The following is a 26,549-nucleotide window of genomic DNA, read 5'->3' as shown; positions in this document are numbered from 1 at the left end:
CGTGTCTGCCGCTGCGTTTCAGCCGATACTCTGAGCGCCCCAGCTGTTCTCGTACAGCACCTGCTGCGCGGGCATGCGCTGGTCCCAGCGTTCCAGTTCCAGCATCGGCGCGCGGTAAAATTCCTTGACCTGTCCCACGCACAGGATGGCGATAGGCTGGCTGCCGTCCGGCATGCCGCATAGCGCACGCAGGCGCTGCGGATCGAACAGCGACACCCAGCCGGCGCCTATGCCTTCCGCGCGCGCCGCCAGCCAGAAATTCTGGATCGCGCACGAAGCGGACGCCAGATCCATTTCCGGCATGGTGCGACGGCCGAAAATAAAGCGCTCGCGCTGGTCGATCAGCCCGACCACCAGCACTTCGGCGCAGGCCAGGATGCCTTCCACCTTCAGGCGCATGAATTCTTCGGCACGCTGGCCCAGCGCTTCGGCGGTGAGCTTGCGCTCTTCGTCCACCAGCGCGTGGATCTGCGCGCGCAGCGCCGGGTCGGCGATGCGGATGAAGCGCCAGGGCTGCATCAGCCCCACGCTGGGTCCATTGTGGGCGGCGGCAATGAAGCGCTCCAGCTGGCCGGGATCCAGCGGCCCGGGTTCGAAATGCCGCACGTCGCGGCGTTCGCGGATGGCGCGGTAGACGCCGTCGATTTCCGGCTGCGCAAAGGCGTGCGGGCTCACGCGGCATTCCTCTGGCCAAGCGCCGTCAATGCGTCGAGCAGCGGGCGGCTCGCTTCGGCGATGCGGTCCAGGCTCGCTTCGCGCAGCGCGGATGTGTCCACGCGGTGCTCGCTGTGCAGTCCTGCCCAGCGCAGCAAGGCGGCGCAGGCCTGCGGCGCGTCGAACAGGCCATGCAAATAGGTGCCGAGGATTTGCCCGTCCGGCGAACACGCCCCTTCCTGCCGGCCTTCGATGTGGAAGGCCGGGCGCGACAAGGCAGGCCCGTCCGACACGCCCATGTGGATTTCGTAGCCGCTGACGGCGGCGCCTTCGGCCGCCGGGTCGAACGCGCAGCTGCCGTTCACCTGCTGCAGGCGTTTGTCGCTGGTCAGGCTGGTGTGCATGTCCAGCAGGCCGAGGCCCGCCGAGCTCCCTGGTGCACCTTCGATGCCGTGGCTGTCGCTGACCTCCCGGCCCAGCATCTGGAAGCCGCCGCACACGCCGATCACCTTGCCGCCGTAGCGCAGATGGCGCTCGATGTTTTCCGCCCAGCCTTGCGCGCGCAGCCATTCCAGGTCGCCGCGTGTGTTCTTGCTGCCGGGGATGACGATCAGGTCTGCCGGCGGAATCGCTTCGCCCTGGCGCACGAACTGCAGGTCCACGTCGGGATGGACGCGCAGCGCGTCGAAGTCCGTGTGGTTGCTCATGCGCGGCAGGCTGGGCACCACCACGCGGAAGGCGCCGCGCGAGGCTTGCACCGGCTGCACCGCGTCCTCGGCGTCCAGGAAAAGGCCGTGCAGATAAGGCAGCACCGCCAGCACCGGCTTGCCGGTCTGTTCCTCCAGCCAGTCCAGGCCCGGTTCCAGCAGCTTGATGTCGCCCCGGAAGCGGTTGATGACAAAGCCGACAGTGCGCTTGCGCTCGCTCTCGGACAGGCAGGACAGCGTGCCAACGATGTGCGCGAACACGCCGCCACGGTCAATGTCGGCCACCAGGATCACCGGGCAGTCCACTGCCTCGGCAAAGCCCATATTGGCGATGTCGCGGTCGCGCAGGTTGATCTCGGCGGGGCTACCCGCACCCTCGACCACCACCGCCTCGTATTGCGCTTCCAGCCGCGCGTGCGATTCCAGCACGGCGGCCATGGCGATGGTCTTGTACTGGTGGTAGTCGCGTGCGTTCATTTCCGCGCGTACTTTGCCGTGGATGACGACTTGCGCACCGGTGTCGCTCGATGGTTTCAGCAGCACCGGGTTCATGTCGGTGTGCGGCGCCAGCCCGGCGGCGATGGCTTGCAGCGCCTGGGCGCGCCCGATCTCGCCGCCGTCCGCCGTGACGGCACTGTTCAAGGCCATGTTCTGCGGCTTGAACGGCGCCACGCGCACGCCGTCCTGTTTCAGCAAGCGGCACAGGGCGGCCACCACCGTGCTCTTGCCGGCGTCCGAGGTGCAGCCCTGCACCATCAGGGTTTTATAGGGAAAAGCCATCAATTCTTCCGGTGCTGGCGTGCCAGCTCAAGTTTTTCGCACATCATGGCCGTGCCCTGGATCATGCGCGGACCGGAACGGTTCAGCAGGTGGCCGTCGACGGTGAACAGGTTGTCGTTCTTCACCGCCAGCATGGTCTTGTAGGGACGCCACAGGCTCACGCCGCCGTAGTTCTTTTCGGCGGTGGCGAACACCACCTCCGGATCTTCGCGCAGCACGCCTTCGACATCGACCACGGGCGCGGTGATCTTCATCGCGCCGAAGACGTTCTGGCCGCCGCACACGCGCATGGCGTCCGAAACGATATGGTGTCCGCTCAGGGTGTAGAGCGGCTTGTCCCACACCTGGTAGAAGATGCGCACCGGCGGGCGCTTGGAGTATTGCGCGGTCAGCGACGCCAGTTTGTCGCGCAGCTCGGCGGCGACCTTGTTGGCGACGGCCTCGGTGCCGAGCAGCTGGCCCATGCGTTGCACGTTGTCCGGGATATCGGCCAGTTTTTTCGGCTCGCTGTGGAACAGCGGAATGCCGAGCTGGCGCAGCATGTCGATCTGGCGCTCGGAGCTGCCATGCAACCAGATCACGATCAGGTCCGGCTTGAGCGCGGCGACACGCTCCATGTCGACCTGGCGGTTGTCGCCGATGTTGGGCAACTTCTTGGCTTCCTCGGGATAATCGCTGTAGGTGACGGTGCCGACGATCTTGTCGCCGCCGCCCGCCGCGAACAGCAGCTCCGTCACGTGGGGTGCCATGGCGATGACGCGCTGGGCCGGTTTCTGCAGCGTGACCGGCTTGCCGTCGTCGTCATACACAGTGATGGCGGCGATGGCGGTCGATGCCAGCGATGCGAAAGCCAGGCCGGCCAATACGAACAGTCGTTTCTTCATGGGTTTTCTTTGCTCCAGAGAGTGAGTGCATGTTCCAGGCGCTGCCAGCCTGCTTCGTCCGGCGGCAAGCCGAGGCGGATGCCGCGCGCGGCGCTACTGAACAGGCGCACCCAGATGCCTTGCCGCGCCATATGTTCGTGAAGAGCCTCGGCGCGCGCCTCGGGCCACCACTGGAAAAGTGCCGTGCCGCTGGAGTGGATGCCGTGCGCTTCCAGCAGTGATTGCAGACGCTGGCCGCTGGCTCGCAACTGGCCGCGCATCCGGTCTTGCCAGGCGGAGTCGCGCAGCGCAGCCAAAGCCACTTGCTGCGCCGGGCCACTGATGGTCCAGGGGCCGAGCAGGTCGGCCAGCGCGTCCAGCAGGGCGGGCTGCGCGGCCACGAAGCCGAGCCGGATGCCGGCCAGGCCGAAGAACTTGCCGACCGAACGCAGCACGATCAGGCCTGGCGGCATGGTGCCGATGCGTGCGCCGGCAACTCCGGTCTGGACTTCAGCGCCACCTTCAATGCCGCCGTCCGTGCCACCATCGGGACCGGAGCCGCGCGCGGCGCTGACACCGGCATTTTCTGCCACGCTGGCTTGGGCTGCGGTGTCTCCGAAGGCTTCATCGACGACCAGCCAGCCTCCGCGCGCGGACAACAGGGCGGCCCATTCCAGCAGGCGCTCCCGTGGCACGCTGGCGCCGGTCGGGTTGTTGGGAGTGCAGACCACCATGACGTCGCATTGCGCCACCGCCGCGTCCAGCGCGTCATACGGTACTTGCCGCAGCGTGTGGCCATGCTGCGCCCAGTGATGGGCGTGCTCCGCATAAGACGGCGCGGCGACGACGACGCGCGATGGTGGACGCAGCCGGGGCAGGGCCTGGATCGCAGCCTGCGTGCCCGCCACAGGCAGCATCAGCGGCGCGCCATAGAAATCCTGCGCCGCTTTCGCGAGTGCCGGATCGGCCTCGGGCAGGCGATGCCAGGCGTTGCCGGCGATGGCTGGGGCTGGATACCACTCGGGGTTGATGCCGGTGGAGAGGTCGAGCCAGTCGTCCCGCCCGTAACGCAGCGCGGCCTGGCGCAAGTTCCCGCCGTGTTCAAGCATATCTGCCTCCGGTTTGATTTGCGGCCCGCCCGCGAGCGGCGCCGTCGGCGGTACTGGTGGCGGCCGTCGGGCCCTTCCATGCCTGCGTCAACGGCGCCATCGCCGTCAGTGCCGCGACCAGGGCGGCGACGGCCAGCCATAGCGCGGTGGTGCGCGCGACCAGTTGCCACGCGCGAGCGATATCCTCGGCTTGCGCGGCACTGCCACTGCCGAGTGGAGGACGCTGTTCGGTTTCACCGTCGTAGACCGCCGCGCCGCCAAGCGCGAGTCCAAGCGCGCCGGCGCCGCTGGACATCACGGGGCCAGCGTTCGGGCTGCTCCAGGCAGGGGCTTGCGTGCGCCAGCATTGCCATGCGCGGCGCTTGCCGTCCAGCGTAGGGGCCAGCAGCACATAGGAAAGCGCGGTCAGGCGCGCGGGGATATAGTTCAGTGCGTCGTCGATGCGGGCCGCGGCGCAGCCGAACTGAAGGAAACGCGCAGTGCGGTAACCCCACATTGCGTCCAGCGTGTTCGCCAGGCGGAACAGCACCGCGCCCGGACCGCCGGCGACGGCGAACCAGAACAAGGTGCCGAACACCGCGTCGTTGCCGTTTTCTAGCAGCGATTCGGTGCTCGCTTTTGCCAGGTCGGCAGGCGACGCCCCCACTGTGTCGCGGCTGACGATGCGCGACGTCAGGTGACGCGCGGCAGGCAGGTCGTTTTGCGCCAGTGCCTGCGCGATGGGAAGGTTGTGATCGCGCAGGCTGCGCAGGCCGATGCAGAAGTAGAGCATGAGCGCATGGCAGGCAAGCGGCGCAAGGTTTGACGCTGCAGCGGAACCTGCAGCGGTAATGGCAGCGGCGCCGCTGGCTGAAGCCAGCGGGGTCCACGCGGTCCCTGGCAGCGTTGTTGCCAGGTAGGCCAGCGCAGTGATCGGCGCCACCGCCAGCAGCCATGCCAGGCCGCCGCGCGCGAAGCGCTTGCCGCCCCGGTTCAGGCGCCGTTCAATGGCGTTGGCCAGTTTGCCGAAACCGACCAGGGGGTGCCAGCGCGGCGTTTCGCCCAATAGCAGGTCGAGCGTCACGCCCGCCGCCAGCAGCAGCGCGACGGTGACGGCGTCCAGCCCGGTCAGCATGGTGCGCCTTTCAGCACCAGCGGCAAGCCGGCTGCGACAAGCACGGCGCGGTCGCACACGGCGGCCACGGCCTGGTTCAGGCGCCCCGCCTCGTCGGTGAAGACGCGCGAGATCGCGCCGTATGGCACGATGCCCATGCCAACTTCGTTCGACACAAGTACAACGTCACCGGCCGCATGTTCCAGCGCGGCCAGCAAGGCCGCACGCTGGACGTGGAATTGCTCGGGCAAGGTGATCTCGCCCACGTCCGGGTAGTCGGTGCCGCCGGCGAACATCAGGTTGCTCAGCCAAAGGGTAAGGCAGTCCACCAGCACCAGGCGCTGGGGCGCGCACCATTGCCGCAGCGCGGCCGCCAACGCCAGCGGTTCTTCCACGGTGGTCCAGATAGCGGGACGCTGGCGCTGGTGGTGGGCGATGCGGACTGCCATCTCGCCGTCGCCGGCGCGGGCGGTGGCGATGTAGACCACCTCCTTGCCGGTGGCGATGGCGAGTTGTTCCGCGTAGGCGCTCTTGCCGGAGCGGGCGCCGCCGAACACCAGCGTGCGGGTCATGCCGCGCTCCGGGTGAACATCGCCGCCACCGCAGCCGGATTGGACGGGAAGTAGGCGTGGAAATAGGAGGCGGTGAGCGAACCGATCTGGTAGACCGCCTCGCCATCCACGCCGGACGGATGCTTGACCGTGCGCGCCACCGGCGCCAGCGCGGTTTCCATGGCCGAGTAGTGGAAGGTGTGGCCGCGCAGTACGCCGTGCGGGGTCGGCATGGCTTGCGAGCCCAGTCCCGCCAGGCGGGTCTGCATGGCGACGCGGCCGGGCAGCAGCGCGGCCATGTTCCACACCGCGCCCGCCTTGTCGGCCAGCGTTTCAGCCAGCGCCATCATGCCGCCGCACTCCGCCACGATGGGCGTGCCGTCGCGGTGCGCGGCGCGAATCGATTCCTGCCAGCGCTGCGCGCATGCCAGCTTTTCCGCATGCAGTTCCGGATAGCCGCCGGGCAGGTAGACGGCGTCGGCGCCTGCGGGCACCGGCTCGTCGGCCAGCGGCGAGAAGAACAGCAGTTCCGCGCCCAGGTCCCGCAGCGTCTCCAGATTGGCGGGATACAGGAACATGAAGGCCGCATCGCGCGCGACGGCGATAGTGCGCTTGGCCAGCGGCAGGGCAGCGGGTGCGCTGGCCACCGCGGGGGCATCGGCCAATTCCAGGCGGGTGCTGCGCAAACTGCTCCACGCCGCCTCGTCGAAGCTCAGCTGGTCGGCCAGCTGCTCCAGCAGCTCGTCGATGCCTTCGACTTCGGACGGCAGCACCAGGCCCAGATGCCGCTCGGGCAGCGAACGCGCCTGTTTGGGCAAGGTGGCGAACAGAGGAATGTCCCGCATCGAGGTGGCGATCATGGCCGCGTGGCCGGGGCTGGCGACACGGTTGGCGATGACGCCTGCCATCTCCACCGGCCCATAGTCGCGCAAGCCGTGCACCAGGGCACCGGCGGTTTGCGCCATCGAACCGGCATCGATCACGGCCATCACCGGCACGCCGAACTCGCGCGCCAGGTCGGCCGACGACGGCGAACCGTCGTACAAACCCATCACGCCTTCGATCAGGATCACATCCGCTTCCAGCGCCGCTTGCGCCAGTTGCGCGCGGCAGGCTTCCCGGCCCACTATCCACAGGTCGAGCGACTTCACGGGCGCGCCGCTGGCGCGTTCCAGCAGCATGGGGTCGATGAAGTCCGGGCCGCATTTGAAGACGCGCACTTTGCGGCCCATCTTGCTCAGTTTGCGCGCCAGCGCGGCCGTGACGGTGGTCTTGCCCTGGCCGGACGCCACCGCCGCCACCATCAGCACCGGCGCGTTGATATGCGAAGCCGTTACCATTCCGTGCCCGCCTGCGCGCCGATGCCCGCCTTGAAGGCGTGCTTCACCACGTTCATTTCCGTGACGGTGTCCGCCACGTCGATCAGTTCCTGCGGCGCGCCGCGCCCGGTGATCACCACGTGCTGCATGGCCGGCCGTTCCAGCAGGTCGGCGATGACGGCGTTCACGTCCAGGTAGCGGTACTTGAGCGCGATGTTCAGTTCATCCAGCACGACCATGCCGATTGCGGGATCGGCCAGGAAGGTCTTGGCCTGTTGCCACGCCAGCTGCGCTTTTTCGATGTCGCGCTCGCGGTTCTGCGTCTCCCAGGTGTAGCCTTCGCCCATGGAGTGGAAGCTCACTTCCTCGGGGAAGCGGCGCAGGAACTGCTCTTCGCCTGTCTGCATGGCACCCTTGATGAACTGCACCACGCCCACTTTCATGCCGTGGCCCATGGCGCGTACCGCCATGCCGAAGCCGGACGAGCTCTTGCCCTTGCCGTTGCCGGTGTTGACGATGATGACGCCGATCTGCTTGTCCGCCGCTGCGATCTTGGCGTCGATGACGGCCTTCTTGCGCTCCATGCGGACGCGGTGGCGCTCGTTCAGCGCCTGGGTTTCTTCGTTGCTCATTGCAGTGTTCTCAGTCATGCGGTTTCTTCCTTCGGTATGAAGATGTGGCGCTGGCCATGCCGGATCACCTCGATCGGGTGGTCCAGGTAGTCGCTCAGGATGGCGGGCTGCATCACGTCTGCCACCGGCCCGGCCAGCCAGCGGCCGTCGCCCATCAGCAGCAGGGCGTGGGTGGAGACGCTGTGCGCCAGCGTGAGGTCGTGGCCGACCATCACCACGGTTTTATGTTGTTCGCGGCACAGGCGCGCCAGCAGGCGCATCACGCTCACCTGGTGCGCCAGGTCCAGTGCGTTGGCCGGTTCGTCCAGCAGCAGCAGCGGCGTGTCCTGCGCCAGCATGGCGGCGATCGCCACGCGCTGGCGCTCGCCGCCGGACAGCGTGCGCACATTGCGCGATGCCAGTTCCGCGACCTCCATGGCCGTCAGCGCGTCCATGGCCATGCGGTGGTCGTCGGTGTTCTCCCAATAGCGGTCGCCGTGGTAGGGATGGCGCGCCGACAGCACGGTTTCAATCACGCTGTAGGCGAAGGCGTCGTTGCGCGACTGGGCCAGGAAGGCCCGCTCGCGCGCCAGCTCGGCCAGCGGCCAGTCCGCCAGGCTGCGGCCCTGGATGGAGATGCTGCCCTCGTCGACCGGAATCAGGCCCGCCATGGTGCGCAGCAAGGTGCTCTTGCCGGCGCCGTTGCGGCCGATCACGCTCCAGCATTCGCCGTCGCGCACCTGCCAGTCCAGTTTGTCGACCAGCGTGCGGGCGCCGATGCGCAGTGTCAGTGCTTGGGTGGCGATCATTTGCGCAGCCTGTGGAGTTGGTACAGGAATACCGGGGTGCCGATCAGGGCGGTCACCACGCCCACCGGCAGCTGCTGCGGCGCGAACACGGTGCGCGCCAGCGTGTCCGCCAGGACCAGGTAGCCGCCGCCGGCCAGCATCGCGGCCGGAATCAGCACCCGGTGGTCCGGGCCGAAAGCGAAGCGGCAGGCGTGCGGCACGATCAGCCCGACAAAGCCCACGCTGCCCGCGTTGGTCACCGAACTGGCGGTCAGCAGTGCGGAGACGAAGAACAGCCCCTTGCGCAGCAGGCCGACGTTGATGCCCAGCGTGACAGCCGCTTCGGCGTGCAGCGCCATCACGTTGATGGCGCGCGCGCTGCGCAGTGCGAACACGGTGGCGCCGGCCAGGATAATCCACGGCAGCCAGCGCATCGGCGCGCCGGACAGGTCGCCTATCATCCAGAACACCATGGTGCGCAGCCGGCTTTCCGGCGCGATGGAAAGCATCAGCGTGATCAGCGCCGTGCAGGCCGCCGTCAAGGTCACGCCGGTCAGCAGCAACAGGGCGGTGCCGCCTTCGGCTGCCGCGCCGCTGCGCATGTCGCGCCGCGCGAGGAAGTACAGCAGCATCGCCACCGCCACGGCGCCGCCGAAAGCCGCGGCATCCACCATCCAGGCCGCGCACATGAACAGCAGCGCCGCCAGCGCGCCTACCGCGGCGCCGGCGGAAATGCCCAGCACGTAGGGGTCGGCCAGCGGATTGCGCAGCAGGGCCTGCATCATCACCCCCGCCAGCGACAGTGCCGCGCCCGTGACGAAAGCCGTCAGCGCGCGGCTGCCGCGCAGGTCGAGCAGGGTGGCGGCCAGGCTGTCGCTGCGGCCGTTCCACAGCGCTTCAAGCGCGCCGGGAATATCGGCCAGCGGGATGTGGACCGAGCCCGTCACGCCTGAGAACAGCAGGCTGGCGATGACGAACAGCAGCAGCGCGCCGCTGATGGCGGCCGCACGCGTGCGCAGGTTGCGGGATAGTGGATGCATGTCGCTTTCTTGTTGAGTTGTGGCGCCTTCCGCGTGAGCGGAAGGTTACACCACAACGTGATTTACCTACCTGATGCCGTAGCGCACGCCGGCGAAGAACTTGGCGCCAGGCGTGGCGTAGTTGCGCGCCACCTCATAGTTCTTGTCGGTGACGTTGTTCCAGCGCGCCAGCGCGGACCAGTCGCGCGCGAACTGCCAGGTGGCATACAGGTTCAGCAGGCTGTAGCCGCCCAGGCGGTTGCGGTTGGCGGCGTCGTCGAAGCGGGAAGCGGACACTTGCAGCTCGGCGCCGGCGGTCAGCGCGCCGGTTTCGTATTCGACGCTGGCGTTGCCGTGCTTCTTCGCGCGGCGCGCCAGCGACTTGCCGGTGGTCTCGTCCTTCGGGTCCTGCCAGTCCGCGTTGGCCGCCACGGTGAAGGCGCCCATGCGGCGGCTGGCGTTCACGGTCAGGCCTTCCAGCATGGCGTGGTTGACGTTGTAGGCGCAACTGCCTTTGCGGGCGCGGTCGGGGCAGGGCGTGGTGGTCACCAGCATGTCGGTAAGCTTGTTGCGGTAGACGCTGGCGCCGAATTCGTTCGTGCCGTCGTCGTACTGCAGGCCGGCTTCGGCATTGCGGCCTTGCTCGGGTTGGTTGTTCTCGTAGCCGAAGCCCGGGTAGTACAGCTCGTTGAAAGTGGGCGCGCGGAAGCTGGTGCCGATGCTGGCGCTGGCGCGCAGTGCGCTGCTGACGCGATAGCCGTAGGCGGCTGAACCGCTGGTATTGCGGCCATACTGCGAGCTGTCGTCGGAGCGGGCGCCGAAGGTAGCCAGGTGCGCGCCGCGCTGCAGGCTGTAGGCGGCGGCCAGCGAGTCCGTCTTGCGCTGCTTGCCCAGCGCGGTGGTGGTGCCCGACCGGACCTTTTCTTCGCGGTGGCCGGCCAGCAGCTGCAGCGTGTCGTCGCCAATGCGGAAATCGTTCTGCCAGGTGAAATCGGTCTGCCTGCTGTTGATCTGGCTGTAGGTGCTGGCGACGCCGGTGTCCGAAATCGACTTGTCATTCGCCTTCGACAGTTGCACGGTGCTATACCAGTTATCCATCACCCGGTTCTTGCTGAACACGCCGATGTTCTCCAGCTTGTTGTGGCTCTGCGTATTGTATTTGCTGGCGCCGCTGTCGAACTGGCCGTCGATGCGGCTGTTCAGGAACACCAGGCCCAGTTCATGGCCCTTGGCCAGCTGGAAGCCGAACTGGCCGGAGGTACCGACGCGGTCATAGCCGTCATTGTCGGCGTTGTACTGGGTGCTGCCAGGCTTGGTGGAGGAAAAACCGTCCGACTTTTCCTTGCCCGCGCTCAGGGCGTAGCTGAAGCTGTTTTCGCCGCCGGTGGCACCGAACACGCTGGCGTCGAAAGCGCGCGTCTTGTCGCTGCCTGCGCCGGCGAAGGCGGACACGGTGGGCGCGCCCGCGCCCTTCTTGGTGAAGATCTGTATCACGCCGCCGATGGCGTCGGCGCCGTAGAGGATGCTCATCGGGCCGTATACGATCTCGATGCGGTCGATCGCCTGCAGCGGTATGGCCGACCAGCTGGCCGTGCCGGAAGTGGACGAGCCGATGCGCACGCCATCCACCAGCACCACGGTCTGGTTGGGGTTGGCGCCGCGAAGGTAGACGCTGGAATTGGTACCCGGTCCGCCGTTGCGGGCGATCTCGATGCCGCGCTGGCGCTGCAGCAGGTCGGTGATCGAGCCGGCGCCGGAGCGCGCGATGTCGTCCGCGAGCAGGGTGAGGGAGTCGCTCAGCACGTCGCGCTGCAGCTGCGGCGAGCGCGTGGCGGTGACGATGACGGCGTTGGCATTGACGCTAGCGGCGGCGGTCTGGGCGTAGGCGCAAGGCGCGGCAATAGCTAGCGCGAGCGAGGAGACGGCCGCGTGCCGAATAACAGGAAAGCTCATAATGGATCTTTTTTTAGTATGCAACCAGCCTACTTCCCCGTGGGCTGGATTGAACAGATGCGCAGCGCGCATCCACCTGTCTTGGCCGGTATCCGGGCTCGCAAGTTAGACCGCCTCACCTTCCCATGCAAAGCACAGTGGTTAGTCCGAGGCAGCTTGTCGCCGTGGGCGACACTTGTTTACCGTTGCGGGGGCAGCACACGTTGGCCGCTTTCTCAGTAAGAAGCAGCGCCGTGTTTCCCGTTTAACTGCGCGCATGGACATGCGCGCGGGCACCAAAACGCGGTCATTATACGTTTTTTCAGGCGGAGGCTTCCAGAATGACAGCTTCGCCGTAGGCGGTCTTGTGCGGCGAGGCGGCCGCCAGCAGCGCGGTTTCGTGCAGCGGCAGGCCGGCCTGCAGCGCCGTCAGCAGCCGGATGGTGCCCGCATGGCAGATGATGGCGGCCTGCGCGTGCGGCTGGCGCAGCAGCTCGGCGCGGAATGCCGCCACGCGCGCGGCGACCAGCAAGACGTTCTCGCCGCCGCCGGGACGGTAGTGGACCAGGTCCGCCGCCCAGGCATCGACTTCGGCGCGCGGAATGTCGTCCCAGCTGCGCAGTTCCCACGCGCCGAAATCCATTTCCGCCAGCCGCGCATCCAGCACGGGTGTGCCGAGGCGATGGGCAAGCGCGGCGCAGCGCAGCAGCGGGCTGGCATAGAGCGGCGTATCGTCAGGGATCAAAGGGGCGTGCGCCTTGCCGGAGCCGATGCTGGCGCTGGTCCGCAGTTCGGCCAGCACACGCTCGAGGTCCTTCGGTTCGGCGGGCAGGTCGCTGCTGCCGTAGCAGACGCCTGGCGCCACCAGCGGCTGCGGATGGCGGATGAGTATCAGGCGCATGGCCAGGCGCCATGGCCAAGGCTGGCCAGCACGCACAGATAGACCAGCACTTCGGTCACCTGCTGCACGGCGCCCAGGCAGTCGCCCGTGTAGCCGCCGATTCGGTGCGCGAACTTGCGGCCCAGCCAGACGGCGGCGCCCAGCGCGGCCAGCACGGCGGCGCAGATCGCCGGCCATGGCAGCCATCCCATCCGGGCGATGAGGGCCGCCGGCAGCAGCGTGCATGCGCAGGCGACGGCGAATTCCGCGCCGCTCATCTCTTGCGCCATTGGCTTGGCCTTGCCCTCGGCGCGCGCGTACTCCATGCGCCAGATCAGCGACGTCGCCGCGAGGCGGGACAGCGGATGCGCAAAGAACAGCGCGGCCACCGCGACAGCGGGCGGCATCAGCGACAGCGCCGCGCATTTGAGCGCGAGCAGGGAGATGGTGCCGATCGCGCCGTATGCGCCTATGCGCGAATCTTTCATGATCTCCAGCACCCGTTCGCGCGTCATGCCGCCGCCGAAGCCGTCGCACATGTCCGCGAAGCCGTCTTCGTGGAAGGCGCCGGTGGCGTAGATGCCGGCCGCCGTCGCCAGCAGCACGGCCACCGGCGCGGGGAACAGGCAGGCCGCCGCCGCGTACACCGCGCCGGCGATGGCTGCCACCACCAGCCCCACCAGCGGGAAGTAACGCGACGCATGGTGCAGCCAGGAGGGATCGAAACCCACCCAGCGCGGAATCGGGATGCGCGTGAAAAACTGCAGTGCAGTGAAGAACAGCCGCAGCTGGTGCAGGGCGTGGTGCATGGCGGGGCGCCTACTCGGACTTTTCGCTGACCTGGGCGGATTCGAACGTCGCCATCTGGTTCACGAAGTTCACGGCCGCGCGCAGCAGCGGCAAGGCCAGCGCGCAGCCGGTGCCTTCGCCCAGGCGCAGGCCCAGGTTCAGCAGCGCGCGCTCGCCCAGGTTGTCCAGCATGGCCTTGTGGCCGCTCTCATCCGAGCAGTGCGCGAACACGCAGTAGTCCAGGATGGCGGGCTGCAGGCGCGCAGCCACCAGCAAGGCGCTGGTGACGATGAAGCCGTCGATCAGCAGCACCTGGCGCTGCTCGGCCGCCTTCAGCATGGCGCCCGCCATCATGGCGATCTCGAAACCGCCGAAGGTCGCCAGCACGTCCAGCGGTGCGGTGGCGGCGGCGTGCTTTTCGACGGCCGCCTCGATGACGCGCTGTTTGTGCAGTACGCCCTCGCTGGACAGGCCGGTGCCCGCGCCCACGCATAGTGCCACCGGGATGCCGGTCAGTTTATGCATCAGCGCGGCAGCGGCGGTGGTGTTGCCGATGCCCATTTCGCCAAAGCCGACCACATTGCCGGGCAGGTCGGACGCCAGCGCCATGCCGTGTTCCAGCGCAGCCGCGCACTGCTGCGGCGTCATGGCCGGCTCTTGCGCGAAGTTGCGCGTGCCATTGGCCACCTTGCGGTCGTGCAGGCCGTCGCGAGCGCCGAACGCGTGGTTCACGCCCGCATCCACCACATGCAGCGCGCAGGCGTTCTGCCGCGCGAAGACATTGATGGCGGCGCCCTGGGCCAGGAAGTTCTCCACCATCTGCCAGGTCACGTCCTGCGGGTAGGCGGAAACGCCTTCCGCGACCACGCCGTGATCACCTGCGAATACCAGGATGGCGGGTTCCCTTATAGAGAGGGCCGCAGTTCCTTGTATAAGCCCTATCTGTTTTGCCAACGTTTCCAATATACCCAGGCTGCCGAGCGGCTTGGTCTTGTTATTAATAGAACGATCCAGTGCGACGGACAACTCGGCATTGGCGGTGGGGGAGATGGCTGGAATAGGCATGGCAATAATGAGAGAAAGGAAAGTGTTCCGATGGTACCGCGTGGGCTTGCGGAACGCGAGCGCCTTTGCTATAGTTCTGTCCCCGCGCTGCTGAACACTGTTCACAGCGTAGGAGAAGCGGGAAAATGATGGTTGACGAAATTAACGCCTAGCCTCATAATACTGCCTCTCTGCTGCGATGAACACGACGCTTCATCAAATAAACTCAGCAGGTTCTTTAAAAAATTACAATCGATAAGTGTGGGCGTTTGATGATGGAGCCCGCGGCGCAAGCCGCGACTCACAAATTTAAACGCTCAACAAAAGAAATAAACGTGACCTTCGAAAGAAGGAATCGTCAGTTATTTTGAAGAGCGACCAAAGTCAGCAATGACTTAAAACAGAGATTGAACTGAAGAGTTTGATCCTGGCTCAGATTGAACGCTGGCGGCATGCTTTACACATGCAAGTCGAACGGCAGCGCGGGGGCAACCCTGGCGGCGAGTGGCGAACGGGTGAGTAATATATCGGAACGTACCCAAGAGTGGGGGATAACGTAGCGAAAGTTACGCTAATACCGCATACGATCTACGGATGAAAGCAGGGGACCGCAAGGCCTTGTGCTCCTGGAGCGGCCGATATCTGATTAGCTAGTTGGTAGGGTAAAGGCCTACCAAGGCATCGATCAGTAGCTGGTCTGAGAGGACGACCAGCCACACTGGAACTGAGACACGGTCCAGACTCCTACGGGAGGCAGCAGTGGGGAATTTTGGACAATGGGCGCAAGCCTGATCCAGCAATGCCGCGTGAGTGAAGAAGGCCTTCGGGTTGTAAAGCTCTTTTGTCAGGGAAGAAACGGGTGGGGCTAATATCCCCATCTAATGACGGTACCTGAAGAATAAGCACCGGCTAACTACGTGCCAGCAGCCGCGGTAATACGTAGGGTGCAAGCGTTAATCGGAATTACTGGGCGTAAAGCGTGCGCAGGCGGTTTTGTAAGTCTGTCGTGAAATCCCCGGGCTCAACCTGGGAATGGCGATGGAGACTGCAAGGCTAGAATCTGGCAGAGGGGGGTAGAATTCCACGTGTAGCAGTGAAATGCGTAGAGATGTGGAGGAACACCGATGGCGAAGGCAGCCCCCTGGGTCAAGATTGACGCTCATGCACGAAAGCGTGGGGAGCAAACAGGATTAGATACCCTGGTAGTCCACGCCCTAAACGATGTCTACTAGTTGTCGGGTTTTAATTAACTTGGTAACGCAGCTAACGCGTGAAGTAGACCGCCTGGGGAGTACGGTCGCAAGATTAAAACTCAAAGGAATTGACGGGGACCCGCACAAGCGGTGGATGATGTGGATTAATTCGATGCAACGCGAAAAACCTTACCTACCCTTGACATGTACGGAAGCCACGAGAGATCGAGGCGTGCTCGAAAGAGAGCCGTAACACAGGTGCTGCATGGCTGTCGTCAGCTCGTGTCGTGAGATGTTGGGTTAAGTCCCGCAACGAGCGCAACCCTTGTCATTAGTTGCTACGAAAGGGCACTCTAATGAGACTGCCGGTGACAAACCGGAGGAAGGTGGGGATGACGTCAAGTCCTCATGGCCCTTATGGGTAGGGCTTCACACGTCATACAATGGTACATACAGAGCGCCGCCAACCCGCGAGGGGGAGCTAATCGCAGAAAGTGTATCGTAGTCCGGATTGTAGTCTGCAACTCGACTGCATGAAGTTGGAATCGCTAGTAATCGCGGATCAGCATGTCGCGGTGAATACGTTCCCGGGTCTTGTACACACCGCCCGTCACACCATGGGAGCGGGTTTTACCAGAAGTAGGTAGCTTAACCGCAAGGAGGGCGCTTACCACGGTAGGATTCGTGACTGGGGTGAAGTCGTAACAAGGTAGCCGTATCGGAAGGTGCGGCTGGATCACCTCCTTTCTAGAGTATGGCGACACGCCAAGCGCTCACACTTATCGATTGTTCCGTTCTTTAAAAATTCAGAAGAAGTAAAGATTTATTATTTTTCGTTCGATCGCAAGATCGGACGTTGGGTAGTGATTGCAATATCAACAAACGCAACAACGTAGTACTTCTTGCTTTATAACGGTTCTTTGTTAGTCGCAAGGGATCAATGTTATAGGGACAAGTGAATAAGTGCACATGGTGGATGCCTTGGCGATTACAGGCGATGAAGGACGTAGAAGTCTGCGATAAGTCTCGGGGAGCTGACAATCAAGCTTTGATCCGAGAATTTCCGAATGGGGAAACCCGGCCTTTTAGGTCATTGCATGCTGAATACATAGGCATGCAAAGCGAACGCGGCGAACTGAAACATCTAAGTAGCTGCAGGAAAATAAATCAACCGAGATTCCCAAAGTAGTGGCGAGCGAAATGGGAAGAGCCTGCACGTTTTAGCATGACGCATAGTGGAACGCCCTGGAAATGGCGGCCATAGAGGGTGATAGCCCCTTACACGAAATGCGATGTGTGGAACTAGGCGTGCGACAAGTAGGGCGGGACACGAGAAATCCTGTCTGAATATGGGGGGACCATCCTCCAAGGCTAAATACTCGTAATCGACCGATAGTGAACCAGTACCGTGAGGGAAAGGCGAAAAGAACCCCGGGAGGGGAGTGAAATAGATCCTGAAACCGTGTGCATACAAACAGTAGGAGCGGACTTGTTCCGTGACTGCGTACCTTTTGTATAATGGGTCAGCGACTTACATTCAGTGGCAAGGTTAACCAGATTGGGGAGCCGTAGAGAAATCGAGTCCGAACAGGGCGCTAGTCGCTGGGTGTAGACCCGAAACCAAGTGATCTACCCATGGCCAGGTTGAAGGTGCGGTAACACGCACTGGAGGACCGAACCCACTAATGTTGAAAAATTAGGGGATGAGCTGTGGGTAGGGGTGAAAGGCTAAACAAACTTGGAAATAGCTGGTTCTCTCCGAAAACTATTTAGGTAGTGCCTCAAGTATCACCATCGGGGGTAGAGCACTGTTATGGCTAGGGGGTCATCGCGACTTACCAAACCATTGCAAACTCCGAATACCGATGAGTGCGAGCTTGGGAGACAGACGTCGGGTGCTAACGTCCGGCGTCAAGAGGGAAACAACCCAGACCGCCAGCTAAGGTCCCAAAGATTGGCTAAGTGGAAAACGAAGTGGGAAGGCTAAAACAGTCAGGATGTTGGCTTAGAAGCAGCCATCATTTAAAGAAAGCGTAATAGCTCACTGATCGAGTCGTCCTGCGCGGAAGATGTAACGGGGCTAAGCCAGTCACCGAAGCTGCGGATATGTACTTGTACATATGGTAGGAGAGCGTTCTGTAAGCCTGCGAAGGTGTCTTGTAAAGGATGCTGGAGGTATCAGAAGTGCGAATGCTGACATGAGTAGCGATAATGGGGGTGAAAAGCCCCCACGCCGTAAGCCCAAGGTTTCCTGTTCAACGTTCATCGGAGCAGGGTGAGTCGGCCCCTAAGGCGAGGCAGAGATGCGTAGCTGATGGGAAGCAGGTTAATATTCCTGCACCGTCGTATGATGCGATGGGGGGACGGATCGCGGAAGGTTGTCTGACTGTTGGAATAGTCAGTTTCTGCTTCATAGAAGGCACTTAGGCAAATCCGGGTGCGTAATTCAAGGGAGCGGGACGAGCGCACTAGTGCGTGAAGCAATCGGAAGTGGTTCCAAGAAAAGCCTCTAAGCTTCAGTCATACGAGACCGTACCGCAAACCGACACAGGTGGGCGAGATGAGTATTCTAAGGCGCTTGAGAGAACTCGGGAGAAGGAACTCGGCAAATTGGTACCGTAACTTCGGGAAAAGGTACGCCCCGGTAGCTTGGTCACTTTACTGTGATAGGGCGAAAGGGTTGCAATAAACTGGTGGCTGCGACTGTTTAATAAAAACACAGCACTCTGCAAACACGAAAGTGGACGTATAGGGTGTGACGCCTGCCCGGTGCTGGAAGATTAAATGATGGGGTGCAAGCTCTTGATTGAAGTCCCAGTAAACGGCGGCCGTAACTATAACGGTCCTAAGGTAGCGAAATTCCTTGTCGGGTAAGTTCCGACCTGCACGAATGGCGTAACGATGGCCACACTGTCTCCTCCCGAGACTCAGCGAAGTTGAAGTGTTTGTGATGATGCAATCTACCCGCGGCTAGACGGAAAGACCCCATGAACCTTTACTGTAGCTTTGCATTGGACTTTGAACCAATCTGTGTAGGATAGGTGGGAGGCTTTGAAGCGGTGACGCCAGTCATCGTGGAGCCAACCTTGAAATACCACCCTGGTTTGTTTGAGGTTCTAACCTTGGTCCGTGATCCGGATCGGGGACAGTGCATGGTAGGCAGTTTGACTGGGGCGGTCTCCTCCTAAAGTGTAACGGAGGAGTTCGAAGGTACGCTAATTACGGTCGGACATCGTGATGATAGTGCAATGGCATAAGCGTGCTTAACTGCGAGACCGACAAGTCGAGCAGGTACGAAAGTAGGACATAGTGATCCGGTGGTTCTGTATGGAAGGGCCATCGCTCAACGGATAAAAGGTACTCTGGGGATAACAGGCTGATTCCTCCCAAGAGTTCATATCGACGGGGGAGTTTGGCACCTCGATGTCGGCTCATCACATCCTGGGGCTGTAGCCGGTCCCAAGGGTATGGCTGTTCGCCATTTAAAGTGGTACGTGAGCTGGGTTTAAAACGTCGTGAGACAGTTTGGTCCCTATCTGCCGTGGGCGTTGGAAATTTGAAGGGGGCTGCTCCTAGTACGAGAGGACCGGAGTGGACGAACCTCTGGTGTACCGGTTGTCACGCCAGTGGCATTGCCGGGTAGCTAAGTTCGGAAGAGATAACCGCTGAAAGCATCTAAGCGGGAAACTTGCCTTGAGATGAGATTTCCCGGAGCTTTAAGCTCCTTGAAGGGTCGTTCGAGACCAGGACGTTGATAGGCTGGGTGTGGAAGTGCAGTAATGCATTAAGCTAACCAGTACTAATTGCCCGTAAGGCTTGTCCCTATAACATTGATGGTTATAGCGAGAAGTACCTCAGTTGTTAAATATGTTGATTGACAATCGCTACCATAATAGATTATTATACTTCTTCTGAATTTTAGAGCGCAGTTGCCCCACTGGGAACTGAGTTCGATACAAGTCAAAGCTTGATGACCATAGCAAATCGGTCCCACCCCTTCCCATCCCGAACAGGACCGTGAAACGATTTTGCGCCGATGATAGTGCTGCAACCAGTGTGAAAGTAGGTTATCGTCAAGCTAGTTATAAGAAGAACCCCATCGGTGATCCGGTGGGGTTTTTTGCTTTTAAAACCCCGCTTTTATGATTTGATCTCGGCCGCCGCCAAAGGCGACACGGCCGGCCCGTGCAGCACGGCGCCGTTCGTATCGAAACGCGAGCCATGGCAGGGGCAATCCCAGGATGTTTCGGCGGAATTGAAGTGCACCACGCAAGCGAGGTGCGTGCACGCTGCCGACAAGGCATGCAAGCCGTTTTGCGGATCGCGGTAGACCGCAATCTTCTGCATGCCCTGGTTGAGGATCGCGCCTTGCCCCGGCGGTATCTGCTGCACGGATTCCACCTCCCCGCCCTTTGCCCAGTCGCCGTACTGCGCCAGCGTGTTGGCCTGCTCGCTGACGAAGTCCGACACGCCATGGAGCATTTTGCGCGACGGATCGTACAGGCCAGCCCAGCGGTTCTCCTTGCCGAGTATCAAATCGGTGATCAGCATGCCGCCTATCGTGCAGTGCATCATGCCGTTGCCGGAATCGCCGGTGATGATGTACACGTTATCCTCATCCATGGGATTGCGTCCCAGGAAGGCGAGGCCGTCCGACGGCTCCATCACTTCTCCCGACCATTGGTACAGCACGGCCCCGGCCATGGGAAAGCGCTCGCGCACCCATCGTTCAAGCTCGCCGTAGCGATGTTCCGGGTGCGCATCCTGGCCCACTTTGTGGTCGGCCCCACCCACCACCAGCACTTCATGGCCCTCGGGCGCGCCCGCCGCTTCGAGCCGGACGTAGTAATAGGGATCGCCCGTGTCCCACAGCAGTATGTGCGGCAGGCTGCCCTTCGGCACGGCCACGCCGATCACATAAGTGCGGTAGGCCGCCTGCTTGGTGTGCATGACGACGCGGTTGTTGAACGGCGTATTGGTGGCGACGACGACCGACTCCGCGCGGATCTCGCCGCGGCCGGTGAACACGGTCTGCCCGTCGGGGTTGCCGTCGATGCTATCCGCGCGTGTGCCGCCGTATATGACCCCGCCGTTCTTCACCAGCCCCCTTGCCAGGCCGCTCAGGTATTTGAGGGGATGAAACTGGGCTTGGTTGGCATAGCGGATGCAGGGACCGGTATCGAAGGGAATGCCAGGCACGCGGGCGAGCCGTTCGGCGTTCACGCCCGCCCGCCTGGCGGCGTCGAGTTCCTTGTCGAGGTCCTGGAAGCCGTTGCCGGGCAGGGCATACAAATAGCCGTCGAGCCGTTCGAATTCGCAGGCGATGTCCTCCTTGGCGATGATGCTCTGCACCATGTCGATGGCGCTGGCGTAGGCGTCGGCCACCAGCGCCGCGCGCGCCGCGTCGAACGCCTCTTCAATGCCGGCATACCATTCATCGGGAGGGGATAAGTGGGCAGTAGTGCGGCCGGTTTCGCCGGCGCCGATGCCGGCCGCATCGATGAGCGTGACTTTGCGCCCGTGGCTGGACAGCAAGTAAGCCGTCGTGAGGCCCGCGATGCCCGCGCCGATCACGCAGACATCGGCAACGGCACTCCCATTCAAGGGCGTGCAGCTGGGAACTTCGGTGGTCGCATGCCAGATAGAGGCCGATGCGCCATTGGTGGTGGTTTGCATAAAATCTCCTTTCGCTGTTCTGATGGGTTCTTTCAGGCGCGTTTGGATGACGTTAGTCTGACCCATGTCCGGGATTGGCGGCGCGTTGCTGGCGCAGTCACTGGCCGGTCATAACGGCTGAGTAGACTTTCCCTTTTCACTCAGAAGAGGTCCGCGGCGTGAAGCTCCTCCATCTCTCCCTGTTGTCCGTGGCAATGGTGCTGGCGCTCAGCGCGTCTCCTCGCTCGCCTTCAAGGGCGCCAGCGCCAACGGTGGCCTGGAGTTCTATGTTCTGACTGATCGCGGCCCGAACGGCGACGGTCGCAATGTGCCGGCGCCGACTGGTACCGGTGTGATGGACGTGGCGAGGACCTCCAACGTCCGAGCCGTCTGTGGCTGCTCTAGTTCGACAGGCCGCTGACGGCGTACTGATCAGTTCCGCAGCAATGCGATCAGATGGGAACTGAGGAATAGCAGCAGGCCGATACATCCGCCCACCAGCGTACCGTTGATGCGGATGTATTGCAGGTCTTTGCCGATATTGAGTTCGATCTGGTGCGACATCTCCTTCGTGTCCCACTTCTTCACGGTGTCGCTGATGTGGCGCGTGAGGAAGCTGGCGAAATCGGGCGCCATCGCGCGCGCCGCGTCCTCCATATGCTGGTTCAGCGCGCCGCGCAGCTCCGTGTTGCGCGCCAGTTCGTCGCCCAGCCAGCGGCCCATCGCCGCCACGCGCGCATGCAGTTCCGACTGTTCCGACGCCAGGTCTTCCCGCAGCCAGTTGCGCAAATTGGCCCAGATATCGCCGATGTAGGCATTCACGGCCTCGCCGTCGCGGATGTAGCGCTTGATCTCCTCCGCCTTGTCCTGCATGGCGGGATCGTCCCTGAGCCGCACGATGAAGCCGGCGATCGCCTCGTCGAAGCGCCGCCGCAGCGCATGCGAGCGGTCCTTGCCGATCTGCTCCAGCAGGGTGTAGAGCGCCTCCGATATCCACTCCGCGCCCTTGTCCCCCACCCAGCTGGTGGGCAGCATCTTCTCCATGGCCGGATGCTCTTCCTTGAGCCAGTGCACGATGCCATTGGCGATCACTTCGCGGTTCTCCTCCGTGCCGAGGTAGATGGCCAGTTGGCGGATCACATCGTCCAGTACCTCCTGGTGCTTGCCATTCCGGGTCAGCCCATCGAGCACGGTGGCAACCGACTGCGACAGGTCGAGTTTGTCGAGCACCGTGTGCAGCGCGCGTTTCAGGAAGTGCTGGATGCGCGCGTCGTCCGCCATGTCCAGCATGCCGGATGCGAGGCGCACCACGTAGCCGCCGAGGACGCGGTCGTTGGCCGGTTCCGCCAGCCAGCGGCCCAGCACCGCCACCGGATCGTGCTTGCGGATCAGGTCCACCAGTGAAGCCGGGTCGAGGAATTTATCGCGCACGAACTGCGCCAGGTTGTCCGCGATACGGTCCTTGTTGTTGGGGATGATGTTGGTGTGCGCGGACACCAGCGGGATGGGCACTTTGCGGAACAGCGCGACCACCGCGAACCAGTCCGCGAGCGCGCCCACCATGGCCGCCTCCGACACTGCCTTCACGCAATCGATCGCGAAGCTGCGCGGCAGGAAGGCCGTCACGACGAAGACGGCGGCCGCAGCCAGCAGGAACAGCAGCGCGGTGCGCTTGGCCTTCTTGAGTTCCAACTCCTTGTCCATTCCATCCTCCCTTTTTTTCTACTTTAGCATCAGCCCGTCCTTCACCGTGCGCACCCTAGGGGGCGAAAGGCCGATAATGGAAGCTGCAGGAGGACAATATGCAAAACGAATTTGAAACGCTAGAGGTAGCGCACGGCAGCCCGGTGAAAATGTGGACACTCGGCGTGCCGGTGGAAGCCGAGGCCAAGGCCCAGCTGGCCAACACCGCGAAGATGCCTTTTATTTACAAGCACATCGCGGTGATGCCGGACGTGCATCTCGGCAAAGGCTCAACCATCGGCAGCGTGATCCCGACCCTGGGCGCCATTATCCCGGCGGCGGTGGGTGTCGATATCGGCTGCGGCATGATGGCGGCCAAGACCACGCTCAATGCGCGCGACCTGCCGGACAACCTGGGCCCGCTGCGCAGCGCGATCGAGAAAGCCATCCCGCATGGCATGACGCCCAAGACGCGCGGCTACAAGGGCCGCGACGAGGGCAGCTGGCAGAACCCGCCCACGGCGGTGGACGCGGCGTGGACCCAGCTGAAAGACGAGTTCGACGTGATCTGTCAGAAAACGCCTAAGCTGAGGAACACCAACAACTACCGCCACCTCGGCACGCTGGGTTCGGGGAACCACTTCGTTGAAGTCTGCCTGGACGAGCAGGGGGCGGTGTGGTTCATGCTGCACTCGGGTTCGCGCGGCGTGGGTAATGCCATCGGCAGCCACTTCATCGAAGTGGCGCAGCAGGACATGCGCACGCACATCGCCAACCTGCCGGACAAGGATCTGGCCTACCTGAGCGAGGGCACCCGGCATTACGACGACTACGTCGAAGCGGTCGGCTGGGCGCAGAAGTTCGCACGCATGAACCGCGAAGTGATGATGCAGAACCTGATCGCTGCCGTGCGCAAGGTGATCGCCAAGCCGTTCGAGACGCATGTGGAGGCCGTGAACTGCCACCACAACTATGTGCAGAAGGAGCGCCACTTCGGGCAGGACGTGCTGGTGACACGCAAGGGCGCGGTGTCGGCGCGCGTAGGCGAGTTGGGCATCATCCCGGGTTCAATGGGCGCGAAAAGCTTCATTGTGCGCGGCAAGGGCAATCCCGAAAGCTTCAACAGCTGCAGCCACGGCGCGGGCCGCACCATGAGCCGCAACGAGGCCAAGCGCCGCTACACGCTGGAAGACCAGGTCCGCGCGACGCGGGGCGTGGAATGCCGCAAGGACGCGAGCGTGATCGATGAAATTCCGATGGCGTACAAGGACATCGATGCGGTGATGCACGCCCAGCGCGACCTGGTGGAGGTGGTGCATACGCTGAAGCAGGTCGTCTGCGTGAAAGGCTGATGATGGCGGAGAAAATAATAGAACTGGACGGCTCGCAGGGCGAAGGCGGCGGCCAGGTGCTGCGCACGGCGCTGACCTTGTCCATGATTACGGGCCAGCCGGTGCGCCTGACGGATATCCGGGCCAACCGGCCCAAGCCGGGACTGATGCGTCAGCACCTGGTGGCGGTGCAGGCTGCGGCGCAGGTCTGCGGGGCCGATATCGGCGACACGGGCCTGGGCGCGCGCGAATTGCTGTTCCGGCCCGGCGCCATCAGGGCGGGCAACTACAGTTTTGCCATTGGAACCGCCGGCAGCAGCACACTGGTGCTGCAAACGCTGCTACCGGCGCTGCTGTTTGCCGATGGCCCGTCCACCGTGACGGTGAGCGGTGGTACCCACAACCCCATGGCGCCGCCGGCGGAGTTTCTGCAGCGCGCCTATGGCCGCGCCATGCGCGACATGGGCGCCACGATCGATATCACGCTGCGGCGGCGCGGCTTCTATCCGGCCGGCGGTGGCGTGGTGGAGGCAACGGTGCAAGCGTGCGCGGGGCTGCGCCCGCTGGCACTGCTGGAAGCCGGCGCGCGGCGCAATGTGTTTGCCGAGAGCTTGGTCGCCGCCGTGCCGCCCGGGGTGGCCCGGCGCGAGCTCGATTTCGTCGGCGCCGCAATGGGCTGGGATGCCTCGCGTTTGCACCTGGTCCAGCTGCCGGACGACCAGGGCCCCGGCAATGCGCTGCTGCTCACGCTGGAGAGCGAGCACGTGACCGAGGTGTTCGCGGCCTTCGGCGAGAAGTCGCTGCGGGCGGAATCGCTTGCCAAGCAGGTGGTGCAGGATGCCCGAACCTATATGATGTCCGGCGCGGCCGTCAGCGAGCACCTGGCGGACCAGCTGATGGTGCCGATGGCGCTGGCCGGCGGCGGCAAGTTTACGGTCGACCGTGTATCGCAGCATGCGATCACGAATGCCGACGTGATCGCGCGTTTCCTGCCGGTGGACATTCGCTTTGAAACCGGTGCGGGGCGCGCAAGCTGTACCATCGCCACGCGCTGACCGGACAGGTGTTGCGGGAATAAGTGTTGCACGCGATGTGACAGCTGTTCCAAACTGGTACAGCCCGGCGCGCGCAGCCGCGGCGCGCAGCAGGACGCACAACGCCCATAGCGGGCCGCGTCCGCGTGGCACGCCAATTGCTCCTTGTGAAGCAGCAGCCATTCACAACTACAGGAGACAGCATCATGAAACGCGCACTCAGCATCTGCATCGCGGCAGCGGCCCTCATCACCTCTTTCGGCGCGCATGCGCACGGCGCCGTCACGCCGCAGGCCGTCGACACCACCGGCCTGGCGCCGCTGGGCGACAAGTGGCGCGACGAGAATCCCTACAAGGGCAACAAGCTGGCCCTGAAAATCGGTTCGTCCGCCTACAACCAGAACTGCGCCCGCTGCCACGGCCTGGAAGCGGTATCGGGCGGTATCGCGCCGGACCTGCGCCTGCTGGAACGCGACTGCCTCACCATCAAGAACGCCGCCAAGAAGGCTGCCTGCTACAAGGACGTGGACGTGTACTTCCTGAGTTCCATCCGCGCCGGCAAGGTGCGCAACGGTGCGGTCTACATGCCGCCGTTCGAGGGCATCTTCAACCAGGAAGCCATGTGGGCCATCAAGACCTACCTGGAAAACCGCCGCGAAACCAATTGAGACCGGGAGAACGCCATGTCTCATCGCATTGTCCGATTCTGCCGCGACGCCGCTGCGGCGCTGGCGCTCGCCTGCGCCATGCTTCCGGCGCAGGCCGACTGGAACAAGGTCCAGCAGTCCGGGGCGCTGAAGGTGGCCGTCTACAGCGAGTTCGCGCCGTTCTCCGACCATGGCGCCGGGATCGACATCGACCTGGCCGAAGCGCTGGCGAAAAAGCTCAAGCTCAGGCTCACGCTGCTGCCATTCCCGGCAGGGGAGAACCTCGGGGATGACTTGCGCAACATGGTGTGGAAGGGCCATTACCTTGGCTATGGCCCGGCCGACGTGCTGCTGCATGTGCCGGTCGATCCGCATCTGATGGCGGACAACGCCAAGGTGCAGATCTTCGCGCCCTACCACGTCGAGACGGTGCGCCTGGTGCGCAGCGCACTGGCTGTGCCTGCGTACGACGGCATCGCGGCGCTGGCCGGCAAGCGTATCGGCGTCGAGAAGGTATCGATCGCCGCCATGGTGCTGCTGGGCGAGGACAATGGCCGCTTCCGCGACAATGTGCGCATCTTTCCGACCGCCGCCGCCGCGCTGGAGGAACTGAAGGCGGGCCGGCTCGACGCGGTGCTGGCCAATCGCTCGGAGATTGAAGCGGTGTTCCGGGGCGACCCGGCGTTCCCGCTCGAGCAGGCCGTGTTCCAGCGCCTGCCGCGCGATGGCTGGGCGGTGGGGATGGCCGTGCGCAAGGACGACCAGGACGTGGCGCGGCAGTTGCAGGCCGCAGTAAACGACATGCGGGAGAATGGTGAACTGCAGGCCATTTTCGCCAGGCACGGCGTGCGCATGGTGCAGCCGTGA

20 protein-coding genes, 3 rRNA genes and 1 riboswitch are annotated in these 26,549 nt (G+C 63.5%); of the genes, 7 read left to right on the top strand and 16 right to left on the bottom strand.

Going from position 1 to position 26,549, the window contains the following annotated elements:
* Positions 1-18 precede the first annotated feature (18 nt).
* From bluB to cobT, 14 genes are all read right to left on the bottom strand, one after another.
* Positions 19-675 (bottom strand): 5,6-dimethylbenzimidazole synthase, encoded by a 657-nt coding sequence (gene bluB, locus ACSQ8Y_RS22880; protein WP_436268710.1) that lies wholly within the window; start codon positions 673-675, stop codon positions 19-21.
* Entirely contained in the window at positions 672-2,141 is a 1,470-nt protein-coding gene (locus tag ACSQ8Y_RS22875) for a cobyric acid synthase (protein WP_436268709.1), read from the bottom strand. Before ACSQ8Y_RS22875 ends, bluB begins: the two co-directional genes overlap by 4 nt.
* On the bottom strand, positions 2,141-3,025 hold the full coding sequence (locus ACSQ8Y_RS22870; RefSeq protein ID WP_436268708.1) for a cobalamin-binding protein: 885 nt from the start codon (positions 3,023-3,025) through the stop codon (positions 2,141-2,143). The genes ACSQ8Y_RS22875 and ACSQ8Y_RS22870 overlap by 1 nt, the downstream gene beginning before the upstream one ends.
* Positions 3,022-4,113, bottom strand: a complete 1,092-nt coding sequence (locus ACSQ8Y_RS22865) for a threonine-phosphate decarboxylase (protein WP_436268707.1) — start codon at positions 4,111-4,113, stop codon at positions 3,022-3,024. The genes ACSQ8Y_RS22870 and ACSQ8Y_RS22865 overlap by 4 nt, the downstream gene beginning before the upstream one ends.
* A complete protein-coding gene (locus tag ACSQ8Y_RS22860; RefSeq protein ID WP_436268706.1) occupies positions 4,106-5,227 on the bottom strand; it encodes a CobD/CbiB family cobalamin biosynthesis protein in 1,122 nt (373 codons plus the stop codon). Before ACSQ8Y_RS22860 ends, ACSQ8Y_RS22865 begins: the two co-directional genes overlap by 8 nt.
* Positions 5,221-5,778: a bifunctional adenosylcobinamide kinase/adenosylcobinamide-phosphate guanylyltransferase gene (gene cobU, locus ACSQ8Y_RS22855; RefSeq protein ID WP_436268705.1), complete on the bottom strand. Its 558-nt coding sequence runs from the start codon at positions 5,776-5,778 to the stop codon at positions 5,221-5,223. The genes ACSQ8Y_RS22860 and cobU overlap by 7 nt, the downstream gene beginning before the upstream one ends.
* Complete coding sequence (locus ACSQ8Y_RS22850) at positions 5,775-7,097, bottom strand: cobyrinate a,c-diamide synthase (RefSeq protein ID WP_436268704.1); 1,323 nt, start codon at positions 7,095-7,097, stop codon at positions 5,775-5,777. The genes cobU and ACSQ8Y_RS22850 overlap by 4 nt, the downstream gene beginning before the upstream one ends.
* Positions 7,091-7,708 carry a cob(I)yrinic acid a,c-diamide adenosyltransferase gene (gene cobO / locus ACSQ8Y_RS22845; protein ID WP_436268703.1) on the bottom strand — a complete coding sequence of 206 codons (618 nt, stop codon included), beginning with the start codon at positions 7,706-7,708 and terminating at the stop codon, positions 7,091-7,093. Before cobO ends, ACSQ8Y_RS22850 begins: the two co-directional genes overlap by 7 nt.
* A 14-nt stretch (positions 7,709-7,722) precedes the next feature.
* On the bottom strand, positions 7,723-8,496 hold the full coding sequence (locus tag ACSQ8Y_RS22840) for an ABC transporter ATP-binding protein (protein WP_436268702.1): 774 nt from the start codon (positions 8,494-8,496) through the stop codon (positions 7,723-7,725).
* Positions 8,493-9,515: a FecCD family ABC transporter permease gene (locus tag ACSQ8Y_RS22835; RefSeq protein ID WP_436268701.1), complete on the bottom strand. Its 1,023-nt coding sequence runs from the start codon at positions 9,513-9,515 to the stop codon at positions 8,493-8,495. Before ACSQ8Y_RS22835 ends, ACSQ8Y_RS22840 begins: the two co-directional genes overlap by 4 nt.
* A 66-nt stretch (positions 9,516-9,581) precedes the next feature.
* Positions 9,582-11,447 carry a TonB-dependent receptor domain-containing protein gene (locus ACSQ8Y_RS22830; RefSeq protein WP_436268700.1) on the bottom strand — a complete coding sequence of 622 codons (1,866 nt, stop codon included), beginning with the start codon at positions 11,445-11,447 and terminating at the stop codon, positions 9,582-9,584.
* Between the two features lie 66 nt (positions 11,448-11,513).
* Positions 11,514-11,742: riboswitch (cobalamin riboswitch) on the bottom strand.
* Positions 11,743-11,748: 6 nt separating this feature from the next.
* Positions 11,749-12,327: a histidine phosphatase family protein gene (locus tag ACSQ8Y_RS22825; protein ID WP_436268699.1), complete on the bottom strand. Its 579-nt coding sequence runs from the start codon at positions 12,325-12,327 to the stop codon at positions 11,749-11,751.
* Positions 12,318-13,115 carry an adenosylcobinamide-GDP ribazoletransferase gene (locus tag ACSQ8Y_RS22820; protein ID WP_436268698.1) on the bottom strand — a complete coding sequence of 266 codons (798 nt, stop codon included), beginning with the start codon at positions 13,113-13,115 and terminating at the stop codon, positions 12,318-12,320. Before ACSQ8Y_RS22820 ends, ACSQ8Y_RS22825 begins: the two co-directional genes overlap by 10 nt.
* Positions 13,116-13,125: 10 nt before the next feature.
* Positions 13,126-14,160, bottom strand: coding sequence for a nicotinate-nucleotide--dimethylbenzimidazole phosphoribosyltransferase (gene cobT / locus ACSQ8Y_RS22815; protein ID WP_436268697.1), 1,035 nt, complete (start codon positions 14,158-14,160; stop codon positions 13,126-13,128).
* Positions 14,161-14,548: 388 nt separating this feature from the next.
* Here cobT and ACSQ8Y_RS22810 point away from each other — a divergent pair.
* The 3 genes from ACSQ8Y_RS22810 to rrf all read left to right on the top strand — a co-directional run bounded on the left by ACSQ8Y_RS22810 (position 14,549) and on the right by rrf (position 19,411).
* Positions 14,549-16,079: ribosomal RNA gene (locus ACSQ8Y_RS22810) — 16S ribosomal RNA — on the top strand.
* Between the two features lie 202 nt (positions 16,080-16,281).
* Positions 16,282-19,156, top strand: a 23S ribosomal RNA gene (locus tag ACSQ8Y_RS22805).
* Positions 19,157-19,298: 142 nt separating this feature from the next.
* Positions 19,299-19,411 (top strand): 5S ribosomal RNA (gene rrf, locus ACSQ8Y_RS22800).
* Together the 16S, 23S and 5S rRNA genes form the textbook arrangement of a ribosomal RNA operon.
* 61 nt (positions 19,412-19,472) lie before the next feature.
* Here rrf and ACSQ8Y_RS22795 read toward each other — a convergent pair.
* Together ACSQ8Y_RS22795 and ACSQ8Y_RS22790 are read right to left on the bottom strand one after the other, a co-directional pair.
* Positions 19,473-21,008: an FAD-dependent oxidoreductase gene (locus ACSQ8Y_RS22795; protein ID WP_436268696.1), complete on the bottom strand. Its 1,536-nt coding sequence runs from the start codon at positions 21,006-21,008 to the stop codon at positions 19,473-19,475.
* Positions 21,009-21,419: 411 nt separating this feature from the next.
* Positions 21,420-22,691: a DUF445 domain-containing protein gene (locus ACSQ8Y_RS22790; protein ID WP_436268695.1), complete on the bottom strand. Its 1,272-nt coding sequence runs from the start codon at positions 22,689-22,691 to the stop codon at positions 21,420-21,422.
* A 98-nt stretch (positions 22,692-22,789) separates the two neighbouring features.
* Between ACSQ8Y_RS22790 and ACSQ8Y_RS22785 the strand changes: the two genes are divergently transcribed.
* The 4 genes from ACSQ8Y_RS22785 (at position 22,790) to ACSQ8Y_RS22770 (ending at position 26,549) form a co-directional block, all read left to right on the top strand.
* Positions 22,790-24,022 (top strand): RtcB family protein, encoded by a 1,233-nt coding sequence (locus ACSQ8Y_RS22785; protein ID WP_436268694.1) that lies wholly within the window; start codon positions 22,790-22,792, stop codon positions 24,020-24,022.
* The gene (gene rtcA / locus ACSQ8Y_RS22780) at positions 24,007-25,056 is read left to right on the top strand and encodes an RNA 3'-terminal phosphate cyclase (protein ID WP_436269894.1); all 1,050 of its coding nucleotides are present in this window, start codon (positions 24,007-24,009) and stop codon (positions 25,054-25,056) included. Before ACSQ8Y_RS22785 ends, rtcA begins: the two co-directional genes overlap by 16 nt.
* Positions 25,057-25,241: 185 nt before the next feature.
* Entirely contained in the window at positions 25,242-25,703 is a 462-nt protein-coding gene (gene pedF, locus ACSQ8Y_RS22775; protein ID WP_436268693.1) for a cytochrome c-550 PedF, read from the top strand.
* A gap of 15 nt (positions 25,704-25,718) precedes the next feature.
* Positions 25,719-26,549, top strand: a complete 831-nt coding sequence (locus ACSQ8Y_RS22770) for a substrate-binding periplasmic protein (RefSeq protein ID WP_436268692.1) — start codon at positions 25,719-25,721, stop codon at positions 26,547-26,549.

Origin of the sequence: Pseudoduganella sp. LjRoot289, from assembly GCF_964252925.1 — a bacterium.
GTDB lineage: Bacteria > Pseudomonadota > Gammaproteobacteria > Burkholderiales > Burkholderiaceae_D > Rugamonas.
The sequence above is the reverse complement of the archived record's forward strand: the minus strand, read 5'-3'. Positions and strand labels throughout refer to the sequence as shown.

Coding starts and splice junctions, on each gene's coding strand:
- ACSQ8Y_RS22875 (WP_436268709.1), bottom strand. CDS start 2,141: ATGGCTTTTCCCTATAAAACCCTGATGGTGCAGGGCTGCACCTCGGAC.
- ACSQ8Y_RS22870 (WP_436268708.1), bottom strand. CDS start 3,025: ATGAAGAAACGACTGTTCGTATTGGCCGGCCTGGCTTTCGCATCGCTG.
- ACSQ8Y_RS22865 (WP_436268707.1), bottom strand. CDS start 4,113: ATGCTTGAACACGGCGGGAACTTGCGCCAGGCCGCGCTGCGTTACGGG.
- ACSQ8Y_RS22860 (WP_436268706.1), bottom strand. CDS start 5,227: ATGCTGACCGGGCTGGACGCCGTCACCGTCGCGCTGCTGCTGGCGGCG.
- cobU (WP_436268705.1), bottom strand. CDS start 5,778: ATGACCCGCACGCTGGTGTTCGGCGGCGCCCGCTCCGGCAAGAGCGCC.
- ACSQ8Y_RS22850 (WP_436268704.1), bottom strand. CDS start 7,097: ATGGTAACGGCTTCGCATATCAACGCGCCGGTGCTGATGGTGGCGGCG.
- cobO (WP_436268703.1), bottom strand. CDS start 7,708: ATGAGCAACGAAGAAACCCAGGCGCTGAACGAGCGCCACCGCGTCCGC.
- ACSQ8Y_RS22840 (WP_436268702.1), bottom strand. CDS start 8,496: ATGATCGCCACCCAAGCACTGACACTGCGCATCGGCGCCCGCACGCTG.
- ACSQ8Y_RS22835 (WP_436268701.1), bottom strand. CDS start 9,515: ATGCATCCACTATCCCGCAACCTGCGCACGCGTGCGGCCGCCATCAGC.
- ACSQ8Y_RS22830 (WP_436268700.1), bottom strand. CDS start 11,447: ATGAGCTTTCCTGTTATTCGGCACGCGGCCGTCTCCTCGCTCGCGCTA.
- ACSQ8Y_RS22825 (WP_436268699.1), bottom strand. CDS start 12,327: ATGCGCCTGATACTCATCCGCCATCCGCAGCCGCTGGTGGCGCCAGGC.
- ACSQ8Y_RS22820 (WP_436268698.1), bottom strand. CDS start 13,115: ATGCACCACGCCCTGCACCAGCTGCGGCTGTTCTTCACTGCACTGCAG.
- cobT (WP_436268697.1), bottom strand. CDS start 14,160: ATGCCTATTCCAGCCATCTCCCCCACCGCCAATGCCGAGTTGTCCGTC.
- ACSQ8Y_RS22795 (WP_436268696.1), bottom strand. CDS start 21,008: ATGCAAACCACCACCAATGGCGCATCGGCCTCTATCTGGCATGCGACC.
- ACSQ8Y_RS22790 (WP_436268695.1), bottom strand. CDS start 22,691: ATGGACAAGGAGTTGGAACTCAAGAAGGCCAAGCGCACCGCGCTGCTG.
- ACSQ8Y_RS22785 (WP_436268694.1), top strand. CDS start 22,790: ATGCAAAACGAATTTGAAACGCTAGAGGTAGCGCACGGCAGCCCGGTG.
- pedF (WP_436268693.1), top strand. CDS start 25,242: ATGAAACGCGCACTCAGCATCTGCATCGCGGCAGCGGCCCTCATCACC.
- ACSQ8Y_RS22770 (WP_436268692.1), top strand. CDS start 25,719: ATGTCTCATCGCATTGTCCGATTCTGCCGCGACGCCGCTGCGGCGCTG.